General features: G+C 63.6%; 25 protein-coding genes and 4 pseudogenes. 15 read left to right on the top strand and 14 right to left on the bottom strand.

What is annotated here, in order from left to right:
* Positions 1–114: 114 nt before the first annotated feature.
* Together PVZ80_RS22065 and PVZ80_RS22060 are read right to left on the bottom strand one after the other, a co-directional pair.
* Positions 115–828 carry an acid phosphatase gene (locus tag PVZ80_RS22065; RefSeq protein ID WP_273828603.1) on the bottom strand — a complete coding sequence of 238 codons (714 nt, stop codon included), beginning with the start codon at positions 826–828 and terminating at the stop codon, positions 115–117.
* 386 nt (positions 829–1,214) lie between these two features.
* On the bottom strand, positions 1,215–1,826 hold the full coding sequence (locus PVZ80_RS22060; protein WP_028683183.1) for a phage holin family protein: 612 nt from the start codon (positions 1,824–1,826) through the stop codon (positions 1,215–1,217).
* A gap of 142 nt (positions 1,827–1,968) precedes the next feature.
* Between PVZ80_RS22060 and PVZ80_RS22055 the strand changes: the two genes are divergently transcribed.
* Positions 1,969–2,952, top strand: a complete 984-nt coding sequence (locus PVZ80_RS22055; RefSeq protein ID WP_273864538.1) for a hypothetical protein — start codon at positions 1,969–1,971, stop codon at positions 2,950–2,952.
* 3 nt (positions 2,953–2,955) lie between these two features.
* On the opposite strand, the gene PVZ80_RS22050 is transcribed toward PVZ80_RS22055, so the two are convergent.
* Positions 2,956–3,768 carry a sulfite exporter TauE/SafE family protein gene (locus PVZ80_RS22050; RefSeq protein WP_038634341.1) on the bottom strand — a complete coding sequence of 271 codons (813 nt, stop codon included), beginning with the start codon at positions 3,766–3,768 and terminating at the stop codon, positions 2,956–2,958.
* Positions 3,769–3,881: 113 nt separating this feature from the next.
* On the opposite strand from PVZ80_RS22050, the pseudogene PVZ80_RS22045 reads away from it, so the two are divergent.
* Positions 3,882–4,651: pseudogene (locus PVZ80_RS22045) on the top strand (AraC family transcriptional regulator).
* 128 nt (positions 4,652–4,779) lie between these two features.
* Positions 4,780–5,097 (top strand): helix-turn-helix domain-containing protein, encoded by a 318-nt coding sequence (locus tag PVZ80_RS22040; protein ID WP_009050338.1) that lies wholly within the window; start codon positions 4,780–4,782, stop codon positions 5,095–5,097.
* Here the strand turns inward: PVZ80_RS22040 and PVZ80_RS22035 are convergent.
* A complete protein-coding gene (locus PVZ80_RS22035) occupies positions 5,079–5,636 on the bottom strand; it encodes an AAA family ATPase (protein WP_273864537.1) in 558 nt (185 codons plus the stop codon). The two genes, PVZ80_RS22040 and PVZ80_RS22035, sit on opposite strands and share 19 nt — an antisense overlap.
* 103 nt (positions 5,637–5,739) lie before the next feature.
* Positions 5,740–6,798, bottom strand: a pseudogene (locus PVZ80_RS22030) (MBL fold metallo-hydrolase).
* Positions 6,799–7,000: 202 nt separating this feature from the next.
* Between PVZ80_RS22030 and PVZ80_RS22025 the strand changes: the two are divergent.
* The 5 genes and pseudogenes from PVZ80_RS22025 (at position 7,001) to PVZ80_RS22010 (ending at position 11,206) form a co-directional block, all read left to right on the top strand.
* Positions 7,001–7,609, top strand: a complete 609-nt coding sequence (locus tag PVZ80_RS22025; RefSeq protein ID WP_009050341.1) for a TetR/AcrR family transcriptional regulator — start codon at positions 7,001–7,003, stop codon at positions 7,607–7,609.
* A 226-nt stretch (positions 7,610–7,835) separates the two neighbouring features.
* Positions 7,836–8,912, top strand: coding sequence for a diguanylate cyclase (locus PVZ80_RS22020; RefSeq protein ID WP_038634347.1), 1,077 nt, complete (start codon positions 7,836–7,838; stop codon positions 8,910–8,912).
* A 343-nt stretch (positions 8,913–9,255) separates the two neighbouring features.
* Positions 9,256–10,020, top strand: a pseudogene (locus PVZ80_RS34085) (PAS domain-containing protein); the annotation flags it as partial.
* A gap of 3 nt (positions 10,021–10,023) precedes the next feature.
* Positions 10,024–10,575 (top strand): methyl-accepting chemotaxis protein, encoded by a 552-nt coding sequence (locus PVZ80_RS34080; RefSeq protein WP_371356887.1) that lies wholly within the window; start codon positions 10,024–10,026, stop codon positions 10,573–10,575.
* 91 nt (positions 10,576–10,666) lie between these two features.
* Positions 10,667–11,206 carry a DUF1003 domain-containing protein gene (locus PVZ80_RS22010; RefSeq protein ID WP_009050344.1) on the top strand — a complete coding sequence of 180 codons (540 nt, stop codon included), beginning with the start codon at positions 10,667–10,669 and terminating at the stop codon, positions 11,204–11,206.
* 1 nt (position 11,207) lies between these two features.
* Here PVZ80_RS22010 and PVZ80_RS22005 read toward each other — a convergent pair whose 3' ends face one another.
* Positions 11,208–12,188: a LysR family transcriptional regulator gene (locus PVZ80_RS22005; protein ID WP_435307276.1), complete on the bottom strand. Its 981-nt coding sequence runs from the start codon at positions 12,186–12,188 to the stop codon at positions 11,208–11,210.
* Between PVZ80_RS22005 and PVZ80_RS22000 the strand changes: the two genes are divergently transcribed.
* Both PVZ80_RS22000 and PVZ80_RS21995 read left to right on the top strand, forming a co-directional pair.
* Positions 12,187–12,906: a CTP synthase C-terminal region-related (seleno)protein gene (locus PVZ80_RS22000; RefSeq protein WP_053269733.1), complete on the top strand. Its 720-nt coding sequence runs from the start codon at positions 12,187–12,189 to the stop codon at positions 12,904–12,906. The genes PVZ80_RS22005 and PVZ80_RS22000 overlap by 2 nt on opposite strands.
* Positions 12,903–13,226 carry an antibiotic biosynthesis monooxygenase family protein gene (locus PVZ80_RS21995; protein ID WP_273864536.1) on the top strand — a complete coding sequence of 108 codons (324 nt, stop codon included), beginning with the start codon at positions 12,903–12,905 and terminating at the stop codon, positions 13,224–13,226. Before PVZ80_RS22000 ends, PVZ80_RS21995 begins: the two co-directional genes overlap by 4 nt.
* A gap of 31 nt (positions 13,227–13,257) precedes the next feature.
* Here PVZ80_RS21995 and PVZ80_RS21990 read toward each other — a convergent pair whose 3' ends face one another.
* A complete protein-coding gene (locus tag PVZ80_RS21990; protein ID WP_009050348.1) occupies positions 13,258–13,590 on the bottom strand; it encodes a DUF2025 family protein in 333 nt (110 codons plus the stop codon).
* 250 nt (positions 13,591–13,840) lie between these two features.
* Between PVZ80_RS21990 and PVZ80_RS21985 the strand changes: the two genes are divergently transcribed.
* Together PVZ80_RS21985 and PVZ80_RS21980 are read left to right on the top strand one after the other, a co-directional pair.
* Positions 13,841–14,965: a glycerophosphodiester phosphodiesterase gene (locus PVZ80_RS21985; protein ID WP_273864535.1), complete on the top strand. Its 1,125-nt coding sequence runs from the start codon at positions 13,841–13,843 to the stop codon at positions 14,963–14,965.
* A 10-nt stretch (positions 14,966–14,975) separates the two neighbouring features.
* Positions 14,976–15,656, top strand: a complete 681-nt coding sequence (locus tag PVZ80_RS21980) for a helix-turn-helix domain-containing protein (protein WP_041984585.1) — start codon at positions 14,976–14,978, stop codon at positions 15,654–15,656.
* A gap of 1 nt (position 15,657) precedes the next feature.
* Here PVZ80_RS21980 and PVZ80_RS21975 read toward each other — a convergent pair whose 3' ends face one another.
* Positions 15,658–16,545: a sterol desaturase family protein gene (locus tag PVZ80_RS21975; RefSeq protein WP_028683189.1), complete on the bottom strand. Its 888-nt coding sequence runs from the start codon at positions 16,543–16,545 to the stop codon at positions 15,658–15,660.
* Positions 16,546–16,698: 153 nt separating this feature from the next.
* Between PVZ80_RS21975 and PVZ80_RS21970 the strand changes: the two genes are divergently transcribed.
* Positions 16,699–17,016, top strand: a complete 318-nt coding sequence (locus tag PVZ80_RS21970; RefSeq protein WP_009050352.1) for a PepSY domain-containing protein — start codon at positions 16,699–16,701, stop codon at positions 17,014–17,016.
* A 62-nt stretch (positions 17,017–17,078) separates the two neighbouring features.
* On the opposite strand, the gene PVZ80_RS34075 is transcribed toward PVZ80_RS21970, so the two are convergent.
* Positions 17,079–17,783, bottom strand: a complete 705-nt coding sequence (locus tag PVZ80_RS34075; RefSeq protein ID WP_371356886.1) for a methyl-accepting chemotaxis protein — start codon at positions 17,781–17,783, stop codon at positions 17,079–17,081.
* 228 nt (positions 17,784–18,011) lie between these two features.
* Positions 18,012–18,122 (bottom strand): annotated as a pseudogene (locus PVZ80_RS34070) (hypothetical protein); the annotation flags it as partial.
* 855 nt (positions 18,123–18,977) lie between these two features.
* Here PVZ80_RS34070 and PVZ80_RS21960 point away from each other — a divergent pair.
* Together PVZ80_RS21960 and PVZ80_RS21955 are read left to right on the top strand one after the other, a co-directional pair.
* Positions 18,978–20,000 (top strand): transporter, encoded by a 1,023-nt coding sequence (locus PVZ80_RS21960; protein WP_009050354.1) that lies wholly within the window; start codon positions 18,978–18,980, stop codon positions 19,998–20,000.
* 284 nt (positions 20,001–20,284) lie between these two features.
* Positions 20,285–21,901, top strand: coding sequence for an inorganic phosphate transporter (locus PVZ80_RS21955; RefSeq protein WP_124340643.1), 1,617 nt, complete (start codon positions 20,285–20,287; stop codon positions 21,899–21,901).
* Between the two features lie 145 nt (positions 21,902–22,046).
* On the opposite strand, the gene PVZ80_RS21950 is transcribed toward PVZ80_RS21955, so the two are convergent.
* The 4 genes from PVZ80_RS21950 to PVZ80_RS21935 all read right to left on the bottom strand — a co-directional run bounded on the left by PVZ80_RS21950 (position 22,047) and on the right by PVZ80_RS21935 (position 26,710).
* Positions 22,047–23,369, bottom strand: coding sequence for a purine-cytosine permease family protein (locus tag PVZ80_RS21950; protein WP_028683190.1), 1,323 nt, complete (start codon positions 23,367–23,369; stop codon positions 22,047–22,049).
* 112 nt (positions 23,370–23,481) lie between these two features.
* Entirely contained in the window at positions 23,482–24,456 is a 975-nt protein-coding gene (locus PVZ80_RS21945) for a biotin-dependent carboxyltransferase family protein (protein ID WP_028683191.1), read from the bottom strand.
* A complete protein-coding gene (locus PVZ80_RS21940) occupies positions 24,453–25,325 on the bottom strand; it encodes a 5-oxoprolinase subunit B family protein (protein ID WP_028683192.1) in 873 nt (290 codons plus the stop codon). Before PVZ80_RS21940 ends, PVZ80_RS21945 begins: the two co-directional genes overlap by 4 nt.
* The gene (locus PVZ80_RS21935) at positions 25,322–26,710 is read right to left on the bottom strand and encodes an acetyl-CoA carboxylase biotin carboxylase subunit (protein ID WP_028683193.1); all 1,389 of its coding nucleotides are present in this window, start codon (positions 26,708–26,710) and stop codon (positions 25,322–25,324) included. The genes PVZ80_RS21940 and PVZ80_RS21935 overlap by 4 nt, the downstream gene beginning before the upstream one ends.
* Positions 26,711–26,712: the final 2 nt, after the last annotated feature.

Here is a 26,712-nt window from a genome sequence, read left to right as displayed (position 1 = left end):
ATCAAATCGGCGTTCTTGTTTCTGTGTTTCCCGGAATTCCGTGAAGAACCTTTTTTATTGAGGGTCCGACTCCCCCGCTTCCAGGCCAATCATCCGGCCCGGATCGATATCTGCTCAATCGGCAGAAGCCAGGACTCCACGAATCTCCTGTTTCACCGCCTCGAAATCCGCCGCCGCGCGGGGATCGTCCAGCAGCCGGGCCGCCAATACCGCGGCGCTTATCTTTCCGCCCTCCAGGTCACTGGGGAAATGCACGCCGGCGATAACCCGGCTGTCGGCATTGATCTGTGCGCGGCTGAACAGCTCGCTGCGTTTCTCCGGCAGCGCCATGCTCAGCAAGGTGGCATTGAGATACCCATTCATCGAATGACCGCTGGGGTAGGAATCGCCCTCGGGTGGCGGCAGTACCGGCTTCACCAGTGCCGAGGCTTCGTATGGGCGCGGCCGACCATAGCTGTGCTTGGCCGGCATCAGGAACTGCACCAGGTCTTCCTGGGCCCGCCGGAAGAAGGCACGGGTCAGGGGCAGGCGCTCGATGCTGAAACCGGCGCCGAGGGATTCCCTGGCGAAGTGGAACACGCTGTCCTCCCATTCATCATCCTGCTGGACCTGGCTCACCTGCGCCCTGCTGCGCGCCGCCTGGGCCGCCAGCACCGCTTTCAAATCACTGTGCTGCAGCGACGAATCGACGGCAGGTGGCGGTGGCAGGTAGTCGGCCAGCAGGAACTGATTCGCCGGCAGATAAGGCAAGGCCGCCTGCTCCGCCAGGACGATCCCCGCGCCGGACAGGGCCAGAAAAAACAGCAATGAACGCGTCAGAACAGGCATATCAAGGTCCTCGTTATTGTGAGGAGAAAAGCCGTTTGGCTTGTTCCCACCGGACCTTCACTCATGAGGCCGGCGCCTTCTTATCGACCATTTCCCTGGGGCTTACTTGTCCCTCCTTGCCAAGGGTATGACAGTCGCTGCCAGGACCCGACCTGAAAGCTAAGCTTTTGTTTTTGCAAGCTTTAGCGCGTAGGACTCATCTCTGGATAGTGAGAGTTTTGTTAATTAAAACTGTAGGAAATTTCGTAGACCCACCCCCGCCAAAAACAATGAAATGCTCCCGCGATGACACAGAAGATTCAGGGAGGCTGTCTGCTTGACTGGCTCTGACGCGGGATCTTTTCTCGAGCACGCTCGTCCCTAAAAAGGGAGCGGCTGGAACCGGATCACGGCTTGTTCTGCTCAAGCGGGCGCCAATCGAAATGCTGCCGTTCGCCGACGCCATTGAAGTCGACGCGATAGGTGTGTTGCTTGCCGCCGATATCGCAGACGCCGATCAGGTCGTGGTTATGCTGCTCGCGAGGCGGTGGCATCTGGATACGCACGGTGCCGTGGCAGTTTTCGTAGTTGCAGGGCGCGGTATTGCGATACAGCAGGTAGTCGCCGCTTTCATCACGCTCGACCCAACGCCCATCGATGAACCGGGCCTGGTCGGGTGGAATGCTGGCGGTGGCCATCTTGCGTTTGCCGTTGCACAGCATCACCCCGCCCATGGCGACGGCCATGATGAGGTAGGCCAGGATCCGCGACTCCACATTGAAGTAGGAAAGGATGCCCAGCGCGTCAGCCAGGATCGACATGACCGAAAGCGCCAGTGCCGGCAGCGACAGGAAAAATGCCACCGCGCCTTTGATGACGCTGCCCCGGCTCACCCGTTCGACGCTCCTGGGGTCGATGACGAACTGAATGCTGGTGCGCTCGGGCGCCTGATTCTGGGCAATGTTGATGTGGTTGGCATCGCCAATGGAGCCGATATTGATGCGGTTACCGTCAGACATGAACCTGAGCCCTTTCCGGTTATGGGTGGGTCGCGCTACCTACAAGATTATGCCGAGATAGGCGCCCATGCTTGAAAAGATCAGTGCACTCCCCTTCACCACCCGCTATTAATAGCCTTCTTCACTCAAGGACCCGAGCCCCATGAAATTCGACACCGCCTACTGCATCAGCCTCGACGACAAGCTGTCGATCTATGACGTGCGCGATCTGAATTTCGACGAGACCATGGCCTTCGACTCGGCCAAGGAACAGTTCCAGTGCCCCAATGACGCCTGTCGCGCGGCCTTTGCCGCGGACAACCAGTTGGGCACCTTCAATGCCAAGAACGTCAATTACATCCGTACCCCGCACTTCAAGAACCTGCCCGGCACCCGGCATATCGAAGGCTGTCCGTATGGCACCAGCAGGCCCCTGGTAGCCGGCTTGGAAGGCGCGCAGGACGAGGATGATCGGGAAGAGCACTTCCCGTCGGAATTGCTCCTGACCCGCCGCGAATATGCGCGCAAGCCCGCCACCCCGCCAGCGGATGTCGACACGCCAAGCACTGCAGCGCCCGCCCCCTCCTCCAGCCCGCGCGCACCTCACCCGGCCCAGGCCAGCACGCCGGACAAGACCAGCGTCTTCGCCCATCCGGTGGAGTGTTTTGTGTCGAATATCGACGACAAGGAGTTGCTCAAGCGCATGCCGCTGAAGATCGGCGAGCACACGGCGCCCTATGCCTCATTCTTCAAGAAGATCGAATACCTGCTGGACAACAAGGGGTTGATCTACTGGGGCAAGATCAAGGAGATCAAGGACTACACCCAGAGCTTTCGCATCGACTTCGAACAGAAGGTCTGGTTCAAGCAGGCCGACGAGGGGAAAAAGAAGCCCTACTCGGTCAACGTCTACCTGAGCAAAAAACTGATCGAGAACTACCGCAAGCGCAAAGCCTTCCTCGAAGAGATCAAGCACGCCATCGACAGCGAACAAGAGCTGTATTGTTTCTTTTATGGGGTGACCCCGGAGCTGAAACAGGTGCCGAGCAAGAAACACCCCGAACAGACGTTCGGGGTATTCAGCGCCAATATCGAGAACCTCGACCACTTCATCATTCGTGAAGCACCGGGGTTGGCGACGGGCTAGCCCTTAGCTGGCCAGCATGCCGAGCATCACCAGCACCAGCAGGCCGATATACACCCGCGCATGCAACCGATCGGGAATGCGCCCGATCCACGGCGTGGCCAGGCGGATGCCCAGCAATGAGCCGAGGGTCAGCACGGCAAAGGCCAGCAGGTCGACATAGCCGATAAACCAGGGCCCCAGATCGAAACGGCTGAAGCCGGCCAGGGCCATATAGGTGAGAGTCCCGGCCAGGGCCACCGGAACGCTCAGCGGGTTGGCCATGGACGTGGCCTGGGTCATGCTCAGGCCACAGCGACGCAGCAGGGGCACAGTCATCACGCTGCCGCCGACACCCAGGAAGGTAGCAATGGCCCCGATGCCCAGGCCGCCGGTGTTTTCCAGTCGCCCCAGGCGGCGCGGCGCACGGGTGTCGCCCTGTTCGAGAAAGCCACGACGCAGCAGGCAATCGGCAATGGTCAGCGCCAGGTAGGCGATAAAGGCGTAACGCATCACCTCACCACTGACCGCCATCGCCAGGACCGCTCCCGCTATCGCGCCCAGCCCGATATAACCACCCAGCGGCCACAGGTAATGCCGAATCAGGTTGCCGGCGCGGCGGTGTTTGCCGGTGGCCATCAACGCATTGACGATCATCACGCAGGTCGAGGTGGCGACCGCTATATGCATGGCCGACTGGGCAATGGCATCGTCAGCATCGTGGCTGCCCAGCAGCAGGCGATACAGCAGCGGCACCACCACAAAACCACCGCCGAAACCGAACAGCACCGCGCTGATCCCGGTCATGCAGCCGAACAGCCCCAGCCATAGATAAAACATCGAAGATCCTCCGTTGACAGAAGACCTCGACGATAGAGCGCCAGGACTTGGCCGGCTTTAGCAAGTCAGCCAATACTGTTCGCATTTACGCCAACCCGCGGACACCTGACGCCATGCGTAACACTTCGATCGACCGGCTGGATCACACCCCACGCGCCGTGGTGGCGATCGGTACCGATTACCCCCACGGCCACCTGTTGCCGAACCATACCCATCGTCGTGCGCAGCTGTTGTATGGCGCCACCGGGGTGATGCAGGTCAGCACCACGAACGGCCGCTGGGTGGTGCCGCCACAGCGCGCGGTATGGATTCCACCCAGGTGGCTCATGAGGTGCTGATGCTCGGGGTCAGTACCCGCAGCCTGTACATCGAACCGGCGGCAATGCCGGCCTTGGGTGATGAGTGCCAGGTGATCAGCGTGTCGCCGCTGATGCGCCAGTTGCTGATGGAGGCGGTGGATCTGCCGCTGGTGTATGACGAGAACGGACGCGACGGTGTGCTGATCAGCCTGCTGCTGCATGAACTGAGCCACACCACCCGCCTGCCCCTGCATATTCCCCTGCCCGAAACGCCGCGCCTGCTCACCCTGTGCCAGGCCTTCCTGCAACAGCCCAATGCCCACCAGTCCCCCGAGCAATGGGCGCAGCAGCTGCATATCAGCCTGCGCACCTTCAACCGCCTGTTCCGCGAGCAGACCGGCATGAGTTTCGTCCAGTGGCGCCAGCGCGCCTGCGTGGTCAGGGCCTTGACCCGACTGGCCGCGGGCGAGGCGGTGACGCGAATCGCCCTCGATTTCGGCTATGACAGCCCCGCCGCCTTTTCCACTATGTTCCGCCGGGTAGCGGGGCAACCACCCAGTGCCTACCTGGAAACCGGGGCATAGCGCCGGGACAAGCCTTGTCACGAAGACGTTGGGGCGATCGGAAAAATGAGTTTGATCCGGGCGCAAAACAACTGTACAAATAAACAGTACTTTATCAACTCATCTTCACCCGCTTCCGGAGAAAACCCATGGCCTCACTCGCGATGAAAGTCACCCTGGAACGTATCGCCCTTTTCCAGTTCACCCCAGAACACTGCATTCAAGCCCGCGCCATGCTGGGTTGGAACCAGGAACATCTGTCACGGGAGTCCGGCGTCTCGGTCGCCGCCATTCGCCGCTTCGAGGCGGGCGGCGATTTGCTCGACGTGACCCGGCTGGCACTGGCTTTTCGCCTGGAAGCAGAAGGCCTGGTGTTCTTCCCCGGCTTCGCCCCGGGACGTGGCATGAACATCAAGGGCGCCACGCCCAATCCGATGGAACGGCCCGACTACGCCATGATCGAGTGATCCAGGGCGCTCAGTACCTCTTCCTGTAATGCCTGCACCGAACGGTGAGTGGCATCGAGGCGGATTACCGGGCAGCTCAGCCCGGTGATCCAGCTCTCATGTCGGCGCAGGCTGCGCGTACCTTGGCCCCCCGTGTCGTAGCCGGCGGCCCAGGCAAGAAAGGTCTGAGTAGCGAGATGGCGTGCACCGCCCTCATGGATCTGCTCGCCATAACGCTGAAACTCGCGCACGCGCAAACGCTGCAGGCGGATCTCGGGGTCCAGGCGGAGGAAAATGGCATGGGTAAAGGCCGGAATCAGCGGGTCGCCCCAGCCGCACAGGGAGCCGGACAGCACCCAGCTGTCCAACCCGGCCACCTGCTGCTGTAACAGCTGGATGCGCTCGTCCCGGGGACGACGCAGGCTGAAAGGCTGTTCGCTGGGGCGCCAGAAGAAGTTATCGGAGTCGAAGTGCTCGATAGCCAAACGCTGGGCCAGCGCCTGGCCCAAGGTCGTGGTGCCGGAACCGGACGCGCCAAACAGATGAAGCCGATAAGCCATCACCAGGTCCGTCGAGGGTATTGGGGGAGTTCTCTAGATACTCCCCAGGCCCGGACACGGCAACCTGGCGATGGCCGGGCCCAGGGAGTAGCCGATGAAGGGTCTACAGGTCGCTCGCCATTACCTGCTCGGCCACAGGGTCGACCTCCATCCACCAGGCGTGCCCCCGCTGCGGGTGCGCCAGGTTGAAGGCCTCGCCCATCTGCGGCGTGGCAATGGCGATGCTGCGTTCCCAGGCCAGCGAGAGGATGCGGTCGAACGGTTCGTACCAGGCATGCATCGACAGGTCGAACGTGCCGTTGTGGATGGGTAACAACCAGCGGCCCTTGAGGTCGATGTGCGCCTGCAAGGTCTGCTCAGGTTGCATGTGCACGCCCGGCCATTCGACGTTGTAGGCGCCGGTTTCCATCAGGGTCAGGTCGAAAGGGCCGTAACGTTCGCCGATCCGCTTGAAGCCGTCGAAGTAACCGCTGTCACCGCTGAAGAAGATCCGGGTGTCGCCATCGATCATCACCCAGGACGCCCACAGCGTGTTGTTGCCGTCGAACAGGCCACGGCCGGAGAAATGTTGCGAAGGCGTGGCGATAAAACGAATGCCATCGACTTCCGTGCCTTCCCACCAATCCAGCTGGCGTACCTTGTCGGCCGGTACGCCTCACTTCACCAGGGTGTCGCCCACGCCCAGGGGCGTGAGGAAATAGCGGGTCTTGTCCGCCAGCTTGAGCACGGTCTGGTGATCCAGGTGATCGTAGTGGTCATGGGACAGGATCACCGCTTCGATTGGCGGCAATTCGGCCAGGCTGATAGGCGGCTGGTGGAAACGCTTGGGGCCGGCCCATTGCACCGGCGATGCGCGTTCGGCGAACACCGGATCGGTGATCCAGAACTTGTCGTGCAGCTTCAATAACACCGTCGAATGCCCCAGGCGGTAGACACTCTGGTTCGGCGCCGCCAGCAGCTGTTCGTGGGTCAATGGCTGCACCGGGATGGCCCCGACCGGACGGGTGTTACGCGGCTTGTGGAACAACATGCGCCAGAAAATACCCAGCGTCTTGCCCAGCCCGGCACGCCGGACCGGCGCATGATTACGGAACGCACCTTGTTCCTGCAGGGACGTTTCGGGGCGTGAGGCGCTGTCTGCACGGGAAGAGAGAGTGGCCATGAATCAGTGACTCCAAGGAACCCGACAAGGCTCCGGTGATTCTCTGCGGAACGACAAAGGCCAATGCACGCAAGCGTCAGCCGACCATCATTTTTTCTGTCACGAACTACACTGCACAGTGTAGTTTTTCTAGATTGCAACAAACCCGGGACTAAGTAAACTGCCCCGGATAACTGCCAACGACCGCCATCGAACCCAACTTATGACAGCTCCGAAGCGCCTGACCGACCTCAAACGCGAAGCCATCATCCAGGCGGCGATTACCGAATTCCATGCCAGCGGGTTCGATATCACCAGCATGGACAAGATCGCGGCAACGGCCGGAGTGTCCAAGCGCACGGTGTACAACCACTTCCCCAGCAAGGAGGAGTTGTTCACCGAGATCATGCATAAGTTATGGGCGAGCATCCGGGCGCAAGCGGACATTCTTTACCACCCCGGATTAACCCTGCGTGAACAGTTGCGGGAATTGCTGATGGCCAAGCTGCAACTGCTGGCCGATGACAACTTCCTCAACCTGGCGCGGGTTGCGATTGCCGCTACCCTGCATTCCCCCGAGCGCGCCCAGTACATGGTGGCGCGCATGGGCGAGCGTGAAGAAAGCCTGATGGTGTGGATTCGCTCGGCCCGGGCGGATGGCCGGCTCAAGCCCCTGGACCCGGACTTCGCCGCCCAGCAGCTCCACGGCATGCTCAAGGCGTTTGCCTTCTGGCCGCAGATCACCATGAACCAGCCCCCCCTCAAGAAAGACGAACAGCGGCGCGTCGTCGAGTCCACGCTGGACATGTTCCTGGCCTGCTATCAAGCCTGACGCCCTTCCCGCCGGTTGCTCCAACCCGCGGCTCTGCCGGCTGCCTCGACTTGCACCAAGCGCTCTGCAATGGGCGTTTGCGTACGCTCGTTCCACTAAATGGCCTGCAAGGACACTGATTATTCTTCTTGGAATAAATGACAATGTTCGCCGCCTTGCCCAATGAAGGGTGACGGCCAATAAAAACACCACAAGGTGTTTCAAACCCGGGCTGACGCGGAAATTTATGGATAACCAACAAGGCAAAGGGCTGTCATTTGCCAAACGTATTTACCTGCCAAGGATCGTCGGGCTGGGGATTGGCAGTCTCAGCGTATTCGCCGGGTTGTATCCGGTACCGCAACCGACCTGGGTTTGGCTGTTCCTGTTGTTCAACGGTTTTATCTGGCCACACCTGGCGTACCTGATCTCAAGCCGCGCGACCTTTCCCTACCAGGCCGAACGCCGCAACGTGTTGTGCGACTCGCTCTTCGGTGGTTTCTGGGCGGCGGCGATGCAGTTCAATCCGCTGCCCACGGTGACCATTCTGGCCATGATGGCGATGAACAACGTCGCAGCCGGTGGCCTGCGCCTGTTCATCCATGGCTCCGTGGCCCAACTGAGCGGTGTCGTGCTTTCGTGGTGGTTGCTCGGTCCTGCCTTCACCGGACATGCCACCCAGTTGCAGATATACGCCTGCCTGCCGATGCTGACTCTCTATCCGATGGCAGTAGGCATGGTCTGCTACCGACTGGCGATCAAGCTCTCCGAGCACAAACGCACCCTCAGCGCGCTGAGCCGCACCGACAGCCTGACCGGCCTGCTCAACCACGGCGCCTGGAAAGACCTGCTGCACCTCAAGTTCACCAAGTGCCAGCAACAACGCTGCCACGGCACCATTGCCTTGATCGACATCGATCATTTCAAACACATCAATGACAGCTACGGCCATATCCTCGGCGACGCCGTGCTGCATCAGTTGAGCCGGGACCTCAAGCTCAACCTGCGCCAGGACGACCTGGCCGGACGCTATGGCGGCGATGAGTTCTGCGTGATCCTGCCGGAGACCTCGATCCAGCAGGCCCGCGAAGTGTTGGAGCGGCTGCGGGAAGTCTTCGGCAACTATCGCCATCCGGGCGTGCCACAACTCAGGGTCAGTCTGAGTATCGGCCTGGCCGCCTGGCACCCGGGGTTGCGCGATGCCGCAATGTGGCTCATGGAGGCCGACAAAGCCCTGTATGCCGCGAAAAACACCGGGCGCAACAAAGTCGCCGCCGCCAGTCCGGTAACCGACACCCTTCTTGCCGTGCCGACCGGCCCCTGAAAAGTTATACAAAAATGTAAAAAACCGACATTTTGTACAATTTTCACGAACACCACTCCGAGCCAAGCCGGCATAATGCCGCCATGCAGTTATCCCAAAAAAGCCGAGCCAGCCATTCTCGACCGTGCAACATAACTTCCCTAAATTAACTCGCAGGCCCAGCGTCTCTCCTCAGACGTTGGGCAAGGGTACGCTCCAGACAGGGTCGTGCCCTTCCAAGGGTTATCTGCCAGTCATGGAATGCTGGCATTGAGCAGACAAGGCCGAGGCCCCGGGGCTATCGGCATGCAGGCGCAGACAACAGGGACTGACTCCAGGTTTTTCCCACTGAGCACCAGCCATCATGCTATTCAACCGCCATAACAAAACCATCGACGCCTTGCACCACACCATCGCCCAGCAAGCCAGCCTGCTCGAGGCCATCGACCGCTCGATGGCGGTGATCGAGTTCGACCTGGAAGGCACGGTCCTGCGGGCCAACGACAACTTCCTCAAGACCATGGGCTATCGCGCAGAGCAGGTCATCGGCCAGCCCCATCGCCAGTTCTGCAACGCCGAATTCACCCGCGGCAATCAATACCGCGAACTCTGGACCCGCCTGAAAAACGGCCAGTTCGAATCGGGGACCTTCGAGCGCGTCAATGCCAAAGGCCAGCCGGTCTGGCTGGAAGCCAGCTACAACCCGATCAGGGATAGCGACGGCAAGGTCTTCAAGGTGGTCAAGTACGCCCTCGATGTCACCGAGAAGATCCAGCAGGAAAGCGAGTCCAGGGGCAAGCTGCACGCCATCGACCGCGCCATGGCGGTGATCGAGTTCAACCTCGACGGCAGCGTCATCACGGCCAACCAGAACTTCCTCGATCGCCTCGGCTACAGCCTTGCCGAACTCAAGGGCAAGCATCACCGGATCTTCTGCAAACCCGAACTGGCCAACAGCAACGCCTACCAGGACTTCTGGCGGCGCCTCAACCAGGGCGAGTTCTTCAGCGGGCAGTTCGAGCGCGTCGACAAACGTGGCCAATCGGTATGGCTGGAGGCCAACTACAACCCGGTGTACGACGCCGCCGGGCGCCTGTGCAAGGTGGTGAAGTTCGCTTCCGACGTGACGGCGATGGTGGAGAAACACGCCCAGGACGCCCAGAGCGCGACCCAGGCCTACCACATCTCGGTGGAAACCCGGCAAGTTGCCGAACAGGGCACCGCGGTGATCCAGCAGGCGGCCAGCGAGATGCGTCAGATCGCGGCCAACATCGAAGACTCCTCGACCCTGATCGCCAAGCTCGGCGAGCGTTCCGAGCAGATCACCGCCATCGTCAACACCATCCGCGCGATCGCCGAGCAGACCAACCTGCTGGCGCTCAATGCGGCGATCGAAGCCGCGCGCGCCGGCGACCAGGGCCGCGGCTTTGCCGTGGTCGCCGACGAAGTCCGGCAACTGGCCGCCCGCACCAGCGGCTCGACCGCGGAAATCTCGGGGATGATCGACATGATCCAGCACGAAACCCAGCAGGCCATCAAAAGCATGGACGGCACCCGGGACCGGGCTGCCAAGGGTGTGGGCCTGGCGGATCAGGCCGGCACGGTGATCCTGCAGATTCGTGACGGAGCCAGCGAGGCGGTGCAGGCCGTGAGCATGTTCGCCAACGAGCGCGCCACGCTCTGAACCGGCGCTTATCAATCAACGGTGTCGACGCCAGGGAAGGCGTCGGGCAACGGGCTATAGTGACCGCCAGTCCCATCGCCCCGAGCCCGCCATGAACCCGACCCCATCCGAAACAGCCTCAGCCGCCCCTGTCGACCATCTGCGCTTTCACCGCCCGCATGCTCATCTGGCCCCGACCTTCGGCACCGACAGCTTTGCCCTGAAGGCCGAAGCCTTCGCCCGCTTTTTCGGCACCCCGACCTTCCTCGGCGCGCAAACCCTGATCGTGCTGATCTGGGTCGGGCTCAACCTGAGCGGCGTGACGCACTTCGACGTCTACCCGTTCATCCTCCTCAACCTGGCCTTCAGCCTGCAATCGGCCTATGCCGCACCGCTGATCCTGCTGGCCCAAACCCGCCAGGCCGCGCGCGACAAAGCCCAGACCGATGCCGATGCCCAGCACCGCGAAGCCATCGCTATCGCCAACAGCGAACGCCAGGCGCAAGCCGCGCAACACACCGCGCAACTGCTCGAACTGCTGGAGCAGAACACCCGCCTGACCGAGATGACCAAACAGCTGACCGAACGCATCGAAAGCCTGACCTCGGAAATGCACCAGCACGTCCTGCACAAGGCCCCGCCCCAGGCATGACTCACTGCGGCGCGCGCAGGCGCTGGCTCAATTCGTCGAACAGCGTCACCACCGCACGCAGCGCCCGGCAGTCGGCCCGGGTCAACAGCCAGAGCGCGGTGTTGCAGCCCGGCAGTGGATCGCTCAAGGGTTGCAGGACGCAGGTGTCATCGAGCAGGAAATCCGGCAGCACCGCCACGCCCAGTCCGGCCTTCACCAGTTCGCTGACCGCCAGCATGCTGTTGCAGCGATAGCCCGGCACCACGCCGGGCAACGCCTGCCGACGCCAGGCCACCGTGGAGTGGTCCGGGAGGAAATCGTCCGGGGCGATCCAGGTCAGCCCGGCCAGATCCTCCGTCGCCCCGACCGACTGCCGATAGCTCGGACTGGCACAGACCCGATAAGACACCGCCCGCAGCTGCCGGCCTACCAAGTGCTCGGGTGGTGTGCGCGTCAGGCGCAGGGCCAGGTCGGCGTCGCGCCGACTGAGGTTGGCAAAATCATTCGAGGTGCTGAGCTCCAGGGCCAGTGCCGGGTAACGCGGCATGAATTGCGCCAGCGCCGGCAACAGCAGACCCTGCAATACCGAATCGGTACAGGTCAGGCGCACCGTGCCGCTGACCACCGCGCCGCCCTGCTCTACCCCGACCTGTGCCGCGTCCAGCGCCTGTTCCGCGCGTTCGGCCTGCTCGGCCAGGGTGCGGGCCAGGCCGGTGGGCAGATAGCCGGCGCGGCTCTTGTCGAACAGCTGCTGGCCCAGCGCGGCTTCGAGACGACGCACCGCACGGAACACCGTGGACACATCGACTTTCAACAACGCCGCCGCGCGGGCCAGGGAGCCACCGCGCACCAGGGCGAGGATCAACGACAGGTCGGGGTAGTCGAGCCGATAGTGCGTAGCTGCATTGATCACTTGGATAAACGCCAATATTGAATGCGTGAACGCCAATCTATAGTGACGGCCAGCCACCCACAAGCGTTGGCCATACCGGGAGAAGTCCATGCCGCATATCGCACGTCCGCCCATCCTGCACATCGCCCTGGTAGGCGACTACGACCCTCAGGTCATCGCGCACCAGGCCATTCCCCGGGCGCTGGAAATGGCCGCCGAGGAAACCGGCCTCAAGGTGCACTATCGCTGGATGGCCACCGACAGCCTGACCTGCGACGAGCCGTTGCAAGCGTTCGACGGCATCTGGTGTGTGCCCGCCAGCCCCTACCGCTCGATGGACGGTGCCTTGCGGGCGATCCGTTTTGCCCGCGAACAGCAGCGGCCCTTCCTCGGCACCTGCGGCGGTTTTCAGCATGCGGTGCTGGAGTACGCGCGTAACGTGCTGGGTTGGGCCGATGCCGAGCACGGCGAAACCCATCCCGAGGCCGAGCGCGCCGTGCTCACACCATTGACCTGCGCCTTGGTGGAAGCCACCGACAGCATTCATCTGTGTGAAGGCAGTCGCATCGCCGAAGCCTATGGCGAGCGCCAGATCAGCGAGGGTTATCGCTGTCGCTACGGGGTCAACCCGCAGTTCGCGGCGCAATTGCTCGAGCACAACTTGCGCCCCAGCGGCTACGACTCGGCCGGCGACCTGCGGGCGGTGGAACTGCGCGACCATCGGTTTTTCATCGCCACCCTGTTCCAGCCAGAACGGGCGGCGCTCAAAGGCGTCGTGCCGCCCCTGGCCAGCGCCCTGCTCGCCGCTTGCCTGGAGCGTCACGCATGATCGCCCGCACACCCGAGGCGCCCTATTACGCGGTGATTTTCAGCGCCCAACGCCGCGAGCCGGACCCGGCCTACGAACAGGCCGCCGAACGCATGGTCAAGCTGGCGCAACAGCAGCCGGGATTTCTCGGCATGGAGTTCGCGCGTAACGAGGATGGCTTCGGCATCACCGTCTCCTATTGGCGGGACCAGGCTTCTATCCTTGCCTGGAAGCAGCACGCCGAACATTGCATCGCCCGTGAACGCGGGCGCAGCGACTGGTACGCGGCCTGTCATACCCGGGTGTGCAAGGTCGAACGCGCCTATCTGTTCGAACGCTGAGACCTCGCCCCTGCCAAGCGTGACGCCTGGACTATTGCGCCGCCGGCAGCCGATTGCGCACCGCCGAAATCTCCGGCAGGTCGGTGCGGCGCATGTACACGCGCAAGGGTTCGCTGATGTTGATGCGCTCGTCGATGTTCTGCTCCAGCAGCAACTGGATCAGCTCGCGCTTGAGCACCATGACCTGGCCCTCGGCGGTGGCCCAGACGAATTCGCTGGCGGGGGTGATGGCGTCGTCGGCGACGTCCATGCCGAAGGAGTCTTCGCTGAAGCGCACGATGTGCTGGCCGCTCTTGCGGTTGAACCCGACAAAACCCTTGAGCTGGTCGGCGGCCTGGCAGATGAGTTCGGATGTGATGCGCATGGTAAACCTCACTGAGTGTCCCGCAGGACAGGTGATCGATGGTTTACACGCAGGGCAAGAGTGGACTTGTTCCAGGGCTTCCCTCTGACGGGGAAACTTCAGGGCGCAAGCGTACTGCAAAGCACCCCACAAAAGCGTCGGGAAATTTGCCGCAGGTGCAGATTTATGTCGGTTTCGCGATAGCACAACGGCCATTCAATTGTTAAAAGGTAGTCCTTTGAAAACCGCCCTCCACGAAAGGACCTCGACCATGCCTGCCACCTTCACCAAAAGCGCCCTGATGCTGAGCCTGATGCTTGGCCTGGGCCAGGCACAGGCCGCCAGCCCAAGCCCCACCGCACTGGCTGTCAGCCAAGGCATTCCACACCCGGCAGTGATCGCTCACCGGGGCGCGTCCTTCGATGCACCGGAGTCCACCGCCGCGGCCTACAAGCTGGCCCGCGACCTGGGTGCCGACTACCTGGAAATGGACCTGCAACGCAGCAAGGACGGCGTGCTGTTCGCCCTGCATGACAACAACCTGCAACGCACCACCGACGTCACCAGCAAGTTTCCCGAGCGCAAGGACAGCCCGGCCAACGCCTTCACCATGGCCGAACTGAAAACCCTCGACGCCGGCAGCTGGTTCAACCAGGCCTATCCCGACCGCGCCCGTGCGAGCTACGTCGGCCTGAAGATCCTGACCCTCGACGAAATCATCGACATCGCCCAGAGCAACCCGCATCACAAGCCCGGCCTGTACATCGAGACCAAGGAGCCCCAGCAGTTCCCCGGCATCGAGCACGACCTCAAGGAAAAACTCCAGGACCGCGGCTGGCTCAGCCCGGCTGGCTCCAAGCTGGCGAAAAGCGACCTGGCGGTAGGCCAGGGCAAAGGCAAGGTGGTACTGCAGACCTTCGAGAAGAGCAGCCTGGAACTGCTGCAGAAAGAAATGCCCAAGGTGCCGAAGATCCTCCTGCTGTGGATCGGTGAAGGCGGCATGCAGCCCAAGTCCGACGTGACCTTCGCCAACAGCGGCGAGAAGGACAAGGCGGCCTACTACGCCAAGCAGGAACCCAAGGACAAGGCCGAGTTCGAGCAGTGGGTCAGCTACGCCAAGGCCCAGGGCGCCATCGGCACCGGCCCGTCGGCGGCACTGACCAATGGCGGCGACCAGAGCTACTTCGACCTGGTGCAACCCTGGATGAACCAGTTCACCCACGACCAGGGCCTGCTGGTGCACGTCTACACCATCGATGAGCCGGTGGACTTCAAGAAGGTCCTGGACTCCGGTGTCGACGGCATATTCACCAACCGCGCCTCGGAGCTGCTCAAGTACGTCAAGCGTCCGGCCAGCGGCAGCGTGAGCCAGCTGCTCGAGGCCAACGGCTACTGAGCCGGTCGCCGTGCGCACGCCCGAGTGGACAGGCCAGCTGTGGCTCGGGCGTGACTACGGACTGATCCAGGGCGAGCTGGGGCGCACCGCGCCCCACGCCCACTACGCCCATCAACTGATCCTCGCCCCCGCTGCGCCGGTCACCGTCAGCCTCGACGGCCAGCCCTGCACCGCCCGCCACGTGTTCATCCCGGCCATGCAACGGCATGCCATCCTCGACGCGCCCGGGACCCTGTTCACCCTCTACGCCGAACCGCTGACGATTGACGCCCAGGCCCTGCAACACAGCCTGCTGGGTGTCGAGCTGACGCTGCCGGCGCTAGCCGAGGCGCTACAGCGTTGCCCGCGCCGAGTCTTGCAGGACCGGCGGATCGAAAAGGCCCTGGCCGCCCTCGACCGACAATTAGCCGGCAAGGTCTCGGCCAGCGCCCTGGCGGCCCATGCGCACCTGTCCCTGAGCCAGCTCGAACGGCTGTTCAGCGGCCAGCTCGGGTTGCCGGTGCGGCGCCTGGTGCTGTGGCGGCGCCTGCGCCTGGCGATGGGCCTGGTACTGGCGGGCCAGGCCATCACCGAGGCGGCCCATGGCGCCGGGTTTGCCGATTCCGCGCACTTCTCCCGCACCCTGAAAACCCTGTTCGGCGTCACCGCACGCCAGGCCCTGCAACACATCGAGCTGCGCCTGCTGGACTGACTCAACGCCGCAGCGGCAAGGGCACCGGCGGTTCCTCATGGACGGCTTGCCTGCTGAAGGGGGCGAGCAATTGTTGCCAATACGCCTGCGGATAATCCGGCTGGCTACCGATGCCCAGGTCGCCTTGGCGCATCGGGTAGGTCGAGGAGTAAAACGCCGTGCCCAGCAGCCAGTCCCAGACATTCAAGAACAGGCCGAAATTCACATTGCCGGCGGTGCCGTACTTCATGTGGTGAAAGCGGTGCATCGGCGCCCAGGCGAACACCCAGCCCAGGGGACCGGGGCGCATGTCGACATTGGAGTGCTGCAACAGCAGCTGGATGGCGATGGCAAATGCGAGCAACTGCGCCACCGGCAAGGGGACTCCCAAAAACAGCAGTGGCAACAGCCCGGCGCTGGCTTCCAGCAGTTGATGCAGCGGGTGTTTCATCAAGCCATTGAAGCCATACAAGCGCTGCACGCTGTGATGCACCGCGTGCAGGCGCCACAGCCAGGACAGCCGGTGGCTGAAATAATGCGCCAGGGTCAGGCCGCAGTCGGCGATGACAATCGCCAGCGCCAGCTGCGCCCACAGCGACCAGCCGCGCGGCCACAGCCCATCGAACGCCAGCAGGCTCACCAACCCCGGCAACAGCAGCAACCCCAGGGCGTTCAGGCTTTCATTGACCAGCGCGTGCAACACGTCGCGCAGGCGATCCTGCTGCGGGCGATTCCAGTCCACCTCATAGGGCAACCACCACTCCGCCAGGAAGGACACCCCGAGCGCCCCGGCAAACACCAGCAGCAACCAGCCCGGAGCGAGCCCCGGCGTGCCGATCACCCACACGCCAGCGCCGATGAAGCCGGCAAAGAACGCCGGACCGTACAAGCCTTTGATCATTGTTTTCATCACTGCCTCTCCTGTTCGAGAGCACAGCTTGAAATACCCGAGGGCCACTGGAATTGAACAAACGGCGCAAAGCTTGCGCTGAATTAAGGGTGAATTAAGTTGTGCCGGCTAATCTGAACCCACTCAAAACGAATCACCCCAAGGAAAGACACTATGAAAACGTTGACTGCCCTGTTCGCCGCGACCGCCCTGACCCTGACCGCTGGCCTGGCCCAGGCCGACGTGCGCCCGGACCTGATCCCGGGCCTGCTCAAGGCCGGCACCATCATGGACCTGGAAAAACTCAACCAGGCGGCACTGGCCGAACACCCTGGCACCACCGCCGCCAGCATCACCGACACCGAACTGGAACAGACTGCGGCCGGTGCCTACGTCTACCAGGTGGAACTGCGTGACGCCAAGGGCGTCGAGTGGGACGTCGATCTGGATGCCAAGACCGGCAAGGTCCTGAGCAACAAGCAAGACAAGTAATGCTTCAATACAAAAAAGCCGCGTGACCGAAAGGCCACGCGGCTTTTTTATTCACCGACGCATCAGGCACTCAAGCGTGCCGTCACCTCGTTCAACTGCCCCGACAGCTCGTGCAGGTTCTGGCTGGCGCGTTCGGTGCGCTGCACGTTATCCAGGTTGGTGCTGGCGATCGAGGTGATCTCGGTCAGGTTGCGCGAGATGTCCTCGGCCACCGAAGTCTGCTCCTCCGCCGCCGTGGCGATCTGCCGGTTCATGTCGCGGATCGCCTCGACCGCCTCGGTGATCCGCTCCAGCATGGCGCCGGCCTGGGTCACCTGCTCGACGCTGGCATCGCTGCGCGCCTGGCCACTCTCGATCGCATGGGCGGCGTCCAGCGCGCCGGTCTGCACGCTCTGGATGATCTGGTTGATCTCGATGATCGATGCCGCGGTGCGCTGCGCCAGGCTGCGTACCTCGTCGGCGACCACGGCGAAACCACGTCCGGCCTCGCCGGCCCGCGCCGCCTCGATGGCGGCGTTGAGTGCCAGCAGGTTGGTCTGTTCGGCGATGCCGCGGATCACTTCCAGGACCTTGCCGATGCGCCCGCTGTCGGCTTCCAGGCGGCGGATCACTTCGGCGGTGTTGGCGATCTCGCCGCGCATCAGGGTGATGGTGTGGATGGTGCCCTGCATCACCTGCTCGCCCTGCTGAGCCGACTGGTCGGCGTCATCGGCGGCCCGCGCCGCATCCGCCGCATGGCGCGCCACTTCCTGGGCAGTGGCGGACATTTCGTTCATCGCCGTGGCGACCTGGTCGGTGCGGTTGAACTGGTCGTTGGTGCCCTGGGACATCAGGGTGGCAATGGCATTCAGCTCGCCGCTGGCGCTGTCCAGGTCAGTCCCGCTGCGCTGCAGGCGGCTGAAAGTTTCAGCGAGGAAATCACGCAAGGTATTAGCGGCCACCGCCAGCTTGCCCAACTCGTCCTGGCGGCCGCTGGCCACGCGCTCGGCAATCCGCCCACGGCTGAGTTGCGCCACGTAGTCGATCAACTGGCGGATCGGTTCCACCAGGCTGCGGTTGACCAGCCACAGGCTCAGCAGGCCGATCAGCAAACCCGAGGCCAGCATCACCAGCAGGCCGATCCACACCGTGCGCTGGGCGGCGGCGCTGATGTCCCGCGATTGCTCGCTGCCCTGCTTGCGCAGTTCGCTCACCAGCTCGCTCATCTGCTCGCTGGCGGCGCGGTCCACGCCCTTGACCGCGGCATCGCCGGCGGCCGGGTCGGCACCGGCGGCGACAAAGGCATCGCGGCCTTTCTGATACGCCGTGCCCAACACCCGATGCTCTTCACGCAAGCGCTCGATCCGGCCCTTGAGCGCCGCATCGACGCCCGGCTCGGCTGCCAACTGGCCAAGAATGCCCTGCACATCGCGCTGGCGATCCTCGAACTGCTGCCAGTATTTGCTCAGCTCGGCGCTCTGCTTGCCACGCAGCAACACGTTTTTCCATTCCTGCACCTGGACCTTGAATTGCAGGTTGGCTTCATCGATCAACTGCGAAGTGCGCAGCGGCCCCTCGATCAGCTCGCGATAACCTTGCACGCCATTGGACAGGAAGTGGAAACACGCCAGCGCGATCAACAGCATCGCCAGCAGGCTGCCGCTCAACAAAGCCAGGACTTGCGCTCTCAGGGATTTTTGCAAGGACATCGAATGAGATCTCTCAACAGGGATAGAGCACGCCCGAGGCGGGCATGGGTAGCATGCGAACATCCCTGTCAGGCGAACCGGGGCAAGCCGGTCGCGCAGTAGTCACATGCGTGATCGGCCTGAAAGAGGCGTTCTTGAGGGCCTCCGACAGCCGGTTATACGTGCTGAATGTTGCACTTCAAACCGTCACAAAATGGTCATGCGGCCTTGCGATGATCGGGCCCAAGTGAACCTGTAAACCGCCTACAGGTGCCTTCCCTCCTGCGAGCCTCCATGAACCACAGCATCGACCATGCCCATCGCGATTCGGATCTGTTCGGCCTGCTCTACGGCTTCGCGTTTCGACCCGGCGAGCGGGGTCGCGAACTGGATTCGGCCAAGGCCCTGCAAGCCTTGCAACAGCCGGACGATGGCGAGGAATTTGTCTGGCTGCACCTGAACCTGGCGCATGCCGCCTGCGAACGCTGGATGCAGACCCACCTGGCGCTGCCGGAAGAATTCTTCGAGGCCTTGCACGAAGGCTCGCGCTCGACCCGCATCGAGCATGTGGATTCGGCCCTGCTGGCGGTGGTCAACGATGTGGTGTTCAACTTCGGCAGCATGGTCTCCTCGGATATCTCCACCCTGTGGGTCTGCGTGCGCAGCCGGTTGATCGTCAGCGCGCGCCTGCAACCCCTGCATTCGGTGGACAAGCTGCGCTCCTCGGTCAAGGCCGGCGAACGTTTCCGCTCGCCCCTGGAACTGCTGGTGCACCTGCTGCGCGACCAGGGTGAAGTGCTGACCCAGATCGTGCGCAAGACCAGCCTCAACGTCGACCAGATCGAAGACCAGTTGCTGGCCGCGCGGATCTCCACCAACCGCGCGGAACTGGGGGCCATGCGCCGGGTGCTGGTGCGCCTGCAACGCCTGCTGGCGCTGGAGCCGGGCTCGCTGCTGCGGCTGCTCAACCGGCCGCCGCCATGGTTGCAGAAGGAGGACGTCAAGGAGCTGCGCAAATCCACCGAGGAGTTCGCCCTGATCATCAACGACCTCACCGCCCTCGGCGAGCGGATCAAGCTGTTGCAGGAAGAGATCGCCGCCAATATCAACGAACAGACCAACCGCACCCTGTTCACCCTGACCGTGGTCACGGTGCTGGCGCTGCCGATCAACATCATTGCCGGCTTCTTCGGCATGAACGTCGGCGGCATCCCCTTCTCCGGGGATCCGGAAGGTTTCTGGATCCTCGTCGCGCTGGTCGCCACCTTCACCGTCATCGCCGGCCGCTGGGCGTTTCGCAAGCGCCAGGATATGTAGGTCCCATTCCCTGTAGCCGCTGCCGCAGGCTGCGCAAGATCCGCAGGACCTCCGGCGATTTCAAGGCCGCCACGGCCGGCCCAGACCGATCGCAGCCTGCGGCAGCGGCTACCGACGCCATCGCGGGCAAGTCGGATCGCCGCCCGCTCGCTCCTACAGAAAAGGGCGCGGCTTCTTGACCAGTGGTTAAAGGATTCACCCAAACACTGACCTGAGGCAGTCTCTCTGTAATATTTGGCAACGATCATGGGCGACACTCCTTTCTCCCACAGGATTGTCCGGCAATGGCCACCCCTTCACTGACCGCCGCCTCCCCTTCCCCCGTCCTCGAAGCCAGACCGCCGCTGGATAAAAAAGCCAGTCCCTTCACCCTCGTGGTGTTCTTCGCGATCCTCGCCATGGGCCTGTTGTTCACCGCCTACAGCCTGATGCACGACATGCACGAGCTGGGCACCACGGTCACCACCTGGACCCCGTTCCTGCTGCTTGGCGTGGCGCTGCTGATCGCCCTGGGTTTCGAATTCGTCAACGGTTTCCACGACACCGCCAACGCCGTGGCCACGGTGATCTACACCCACTCGCTGCCGCCGCATTTCGCGGTGGTCTGGTCGGGTTTCTTCAACTTCCTCGGTGTGCTGCTGTCCAGCGGCGCGGTGGCCTTCGGCATCATCGCCCTGCTGCCGGTGGAGCTGATCCTGCAGGTCGGCTCGTCGGCCGGCTTCGCGATGATCTTCGCCCTGCTGATCGCCGCCATCCTGTGGAACCTCGGCACCTGGTGGCTGGGCCTGCCGGCCTCGTCGTCCCACACCCTGATCGGCTCGATCATCGGCGTCGGCGTGGCCAACGCCCTGATGCACGGCCGCGACGGCACCAGCGGCGTGGACTGGAGCCAGGCCACCAAGGTTGGCTATGCCCTGTTGTTCTCGCCGCTGATCGGCTTCGCCTTCGCCGCCCTGCTGCTCCTGGCCCTGCGCCTGTTCGTGAAGAACCGCGCGCTGTACAAGGCGCCCAAGGGCAACACCCCGCCGCCGTGGTGGATTCGCGGCATGCTGATCGTCACCTGCACCGGCGTGTCCTTCGCCCACGGCTCCAACGACGGCCAGAAAGGCATGGGCCTGATCATGCTGATCCTGGTCGGCACCCTGCCCATGGCCTACGCGCTGAACCGCACCATGCCGGCCGACCAGGCCCTGCAATTCGCCGCCGTGGCGCAAGTCACCCAGCAAGCCCTGGTGAAAAGCGCCCCGCAACCGGCCCCCACCGACCCGCGCGCGGTGCTTTCCGACTATGTGCGCAGCAAGGAAGCCACGCCGCAGCTGGTCCCGGCCCTGGCCGCCCTGACCGGCCATATCGGTGACGAAGTGAAGGGCTACGGCTCCCTGGCCAAGGTGCCGGCCGAAGCCATGGGCAACGTGCGCAACGACATGTACCTGAGCAGCGAAACCATTCGCCTGATGGACAAGAACCAGGTCGGCGATTTCGACGCCGACACCCAGGGCAAACTGCAACTGTTCAAGCAGCAGATCGACAACGCCACGCGCTTCATTCCGCTGTGGGTGAAGATCGCTGTGGCCATCGCCCTCGGCCTGGGCACCATGGTCGGCTGGAAACGCATCGTGGTCACCGTCGGCGAGAAGATCGGCAAGACCCACCTGACCTACGCCCAGGGCGCTTCGGCGGAAACCGTGGCAATGCTGACCATCGGCGCCGCCGACATGTTCGGCCTGCCGGTGTCCACCACCCACGTGCTGTCTTCAGGTGTGGCCGGGACCATGGTCGCCAACGGCGGCGGCCTGCAGATGCAGACCATCCGCAACCTGCTGATGGCCTGGGTACTGACCCTGCCGGCGGCGATTCTGCTGTCCGGCAGCCTGTACTGGCTGTTCACCCAATTGTTCTGAACACTACCTCTCCTGGTAGGAGCGGCCGGTCGACGCTCGATTGCCCGCGATAACGTCAGTGGTCACTACACCGTTCAAGGATTCGAAGCGGGTGGTGTCTGTCGCAGCCTTATCGCGGGCAAGCCTCGCTCCTACAGATCGGATCTCAGTTGATGGCAGGCAATCTGCCGCGGCTGCGGCTGGACAGGCCCGCCTGCAAGACAAACGCCAGCACCCCGGTCAGCGGTGCGGAAAAACTCGCCAGCCCACCGCCGGCCCACATCAGCAACAGGCCCAGGGCGGTCCCGCCGAACCAGGCGCCCAGCCCCGCGCCGTTGAACGCCGCGACGCGCTCGATGGCCGCCACCTCGGTGCGCCCGGACAGGATCTGCGCCAGCGCCACGCCAACCCAGGCGACAACGAAGATGCCCTGGTAGGCCAGTGCCTTGAGCAGATAGGCGAACACGTCCGCCAGCATCAGGACATAGACGATCACTCCCACCGCCAGAGCCCACATCAGGTAGGAACCGCGCACGCCGAAGCGGCCGAAGAACGCCTGCATGTTCAGGGTCGCCAGGTAGTAATTGGCGGTGTTGATCCGGGTTTGCGTGGCCCAGACGAACAGCAGCCCCCACAGCCCCATGAGTTGCAGGATCGCCATCACCACCGAGACTTCGTTGAGCGCGCCTTCGTGGGGAATGCTGCTGACCAGGTAGATGCCCGCCGCGCCGTTGAGCAGGAAAGTCACCGCGTAGAACGGCATGCCGAAGTTCCAGCGCCCGTGGTAGCCGGCGTCTTCAGGCTTGCCGAAACGCGCGTAGTCGAAGGTGAACAGCATCAGGATCCACACCCCCATATACGCCACGAAACAGTCCCACCAGGCAAAGGCGCCCGGGCTGGCCGGGCCGAAATCCAGCCACTGCGGCTGGTAGCCATAACGCGCGATCGACAGCCCCACCGCCACCAGCAGCCCGCCCAGGTACACCGGCAGCAGCACGCCGTTGAGCTTGTCCAGCCAGTGCTGCACGCTGCCCAGAATCAGCGGCACGCTGTACAGCACCACCAGCAGGGCCGCCAGCGGATACACCAACTGCGGGTACAGATGATTGAGCGCCACGGCGATCACCGAGCCTTCGAACACCGCGTAGTAGATCGCCGTGGAGAAGAAGATCAGCGTCGCCAGGCAGGCCCCGCTGCTGCCGAACAGCAGCCGGGAAAAAAGCGCCACCGACAACCCGCTGCGCATGGCGAAACGGCTGAGTACGCTGTTGACCAGGCCATAACAGAGCACCGACAGCAGCATGCCGATCAGCGCATTGCGGGTGCCGTGGGCCAACGCCAGGGACGCACCGACCACGATGTAGAACATGGCACTGCACACGGCCCACCAGGCCATGGTCAGCGACAGCTTGCCCATGCGCGCATCCGCGGCGACAGGGAGATTGGCCGGGTCCTGCCCGGTTTGATTCGCTTGCGATAAAGCAGCCATATGCGTGAACTCCAGGACCAGTCAAAGGTTGAAGCGCGGGCAGCCGCCACCGCACCGAAGCGCGATGGCGACCAACCTTTTGGCATTTACCCGCGCCAGGCGGCGGGCAGAATCAGGAAGGGAACAGCTTGCTCAGGCAGGCGAGCTTTTTCTTGTAGGAGCGCCGGGCCTCCAGCGCTTCTTCCAGGGTCACCGCGACGAAACGGGCCTTCTGGTTGGGTTGCATCTGTCCGATCAGGTCGAGGTCGGCGCTGATCACCGTGCCGATCATGGCGTAGCCGCCACCGGACACCGCGTCGCGGTGCAGCACTATGGGTTCGAGCCCGGCGGGCACCTGGATCGAACCTATGGGGTAACAGCTGTCGACGATGTTCGACGGATCGGAACCGGCGCCGAACGGCTGCTCCCGTGGCTGGAAGCCCAGGGGGCTGCCGCCCTTGAAGCGATAGCCGATGCGGTCGGCTTCCGAACCCACGGTCCAGGGCTCGGCAAAGAAGCTGGCCTTGGCCGCGCCGGTCAGGCGCTCGTAGTACAGACCGGGCACCACCCGCAGGCTGATCTCGCCGCCCAGCGCCTGGCGCAGGGCCATGGGCAGGCTGGCGCCCGGCCGGCTCTTGGCGCTGTCGACGCCCACCGGCAACTCGTCCCCCGCCACCAGCCGCCGCCCCTGGAAACCACCGAGGCCGCCCAGGGCATAGGTCGAGCGACTGCCCAGCACCAGCGGCACATCGATGCCACCGGCGACCGCCAGGTAGGCCCGGGCGCCAGCCTTGGGAAAATCGAAACGCAGCACTTGCCCGGCCTTGACCGCAAAGGCGGTGTCCAGGTGCATGTCCACGCCATCGACCCTGGGTGTCATGTGGGCGCCACAGACCGCCACCAACGCATCGCGGGTGAATACCAGTTCCGGGCCGAGCAATGTGCACTCCAGCCCCGCCGCGCCAGCCGGGTTGCCCACCAGCTGGTTGGCCGCGCTCAGGGCGTACTGGTCCAGGGCCCCGGACGGCGGAATACCCAGGTGGTAATAACCTTCGCGGCCCAGGTCCTGCACCGAGGTGGCCAGGCCGGGTTTGATGACCTTGATCATGCCAGCACCTCCTGCAACGACTTGGGATAACCGACCGGGTCGGCGAGGAACGCATCCAGGGAGAACTCCACCGGACGGATGCGCAGGTCGAACCGCCCGGCCTCGACCTCGGCCACCGCCTGGTCATAGGCCTCGCGGTCCATGGGCTTGAACTGCACGATGTCGCCCGGACGGAAGAACACCATGTGCTCCTTGAGGTACGCCAGGTTCTGCTGCGGGTCGTAGATCGGCGCCGGGGTGACGCCGAACATCTGGTAGCCGCCGGCGCCGCGCACCGAGTAGATGCAGCCGAAACAGCCACCGTGGCCGAGGGTCAGCTTTGGCGTGTCGGTGCGCGGCCGCAGGTACTTGGGCACCTGCAACTGGCGCTCGCGCTCGACCATCTGGAACATGAACGGCAGGCCAGCGACGAAACCCACCATCGACACGAACCAGGGTGCGCCACTGTGGGCGGCGATAAACGCCTCGACGTCCGCCAGGCCATTGATCCGCGCCGCGTACTCCAGGTCGGTGGCGCTCGGGTCCTGGTGCCGGTCGCGAAAACGCATCAGGGTTTCATGGGTCCAGGGGTCGTTGTACAGCACCGGGATCTCGATGATCCGGGTGTGCAGGGTGCGTTCGGCCACCGCCTCGGCCTCGGCCCCTTGCACGGCTTCGAGCAGTGCGTGGGGGGCAATGCGGTCGGGGTCGAAACGGATCTGGAACGAGGCGTTGGCCAGGCACACGTCGAGTACGCCATCGAGTTCCAGGCGCTCCACCGCGCGGGTCACCGCCATGCCCTTGAAGAAGGCTTCCAGGGACATGCTGTCGCTGACCTCGGCGAACAGGTGCTCGTCGGCGCCGAAGCTGTAACGGATCGCGGTGTTCATGCGGCACCTCCCATACGGCGTGCGGCCAGCCAGGTTTCCAGGGTGCCGGTATGGAAGTCGGCGTGGTGCAGCCAGGGCTCGGCGAGCAGTTCCCGGTGCAGGCCCAGGGTGCTGGCCATGCCAGTCAGTGTGCAGTGTTCCAGGGCGATCCGCGCCCGGGCCAGGGCCTCGCCACGGTCGCGACCATGGACGATCAGCTTGGCCAGCAGCGAGTCATAGTACGGCGGCACGCGGTAGCCCGGGTACAGATGGCTGTCGACCCGCACCCCCGCCTCCTGCGGCCAGATCAACTCTTGCACCACGCCGGGGCTGGGGAAGAAGTCCCGGGCCGGGTCTTCGGCGTTGATGCGCATCTGCAAGGCCGCGCCATTGAGGCGGATATCGCTTTGCCGTAACCCCAGCGGCTCGCCGCCGGCAATGCGCAACTGGGCCTGGACCAGGTCGATGCCGGTCACCAGCTCGCTGACCGGATGCTCGACCTGGATCCGCGTGTTCATCTCGATGAAAAAGAACTCGCCGCTGCTCTCGTCATACAGGTATTCCAGGGTGCCCGCGCCCCTGTAGCCAAGGGCTTCGCTGAGGCGCACGGCGCTGGCGCACAGGGTTTCCCGCTGCAGGTTGTTGAGGGCCGGCGATGGCGCTTCCTCGAAGATTTTCTGCCGCCGCCGTTGCAGCGAACACTCACGCTCGAACAGGTGCACCGCGTGCTTGCCATCGCCCAGCACCTGCACTTCGATATGCCGGGCCTTGCCGATAAAACGCTCCAGGTACAGCGCGCCATTGCCGAAGGCGGTCTGCGCCTCGCGCTGGGCACGGGGGAATTCTTGCGCCAGTTGGCTGGCGTTTTCCGCCAGGCGAATACCCCGTCCGCCGCCACCGGCCGAGGCCTTGATCAGCAGCGGAAAACCCACGGCCTCGGCGGCTTGCAGGGCCATGTCGAGTTCGAACAGTTCCCCGGGCGAACCCGGCACCACCGGCACCCCGGCGGCCTGGGCAGTGCGCCGGGCTTCGGCCTTGTCGCCCATGCGGCGAATGGTGTCCGGGCTCGGCCCGACGAAGATCGCCCCCGCCGCTTCCACGGCTTCGGCAAACTCGGCGTTCTCCGAGAGAAACCCGTAGCCGGGGTGCACCGCATTGGCGCCGCTGGCCTGCAAGGCGCCCAGCAACGCCTGCACGTTCAGGTAGCTCTGGTCGGCGCGAGCGGGGCCCAGCACCTGCACCTCATCGGCCAGGCGCGCGGCCATGGAGTCGACGTCCGCTTCGCTGCACGCGGCCACGGTGGGGATACCCAGGGCCTTGGCCGCGCGAATGATGCGCACGGCGATTTCGCCACGGTTGGCCACCAGCAGTTTGCTGATGGCTTGAGTACTGATGGTTCGAGTCATGG

The organism is Pseudomonas sp. B3G-3 (genome assembly GCF_028640915.1).
Classification (GTDB): domain Bacteria; phylum Pseudomonadota; class Gammaproteobacteria; order Pseudomonadales; family Pseudomonadaceae; genus Aquipseudomonas; species Aquipseudomonas chlororaphis_I.
The sequence above is the reverse complement of the archived record's forward strand: the minus strand, read 5'-3'. Positions and strand labels throughout refer to the sequence as shown.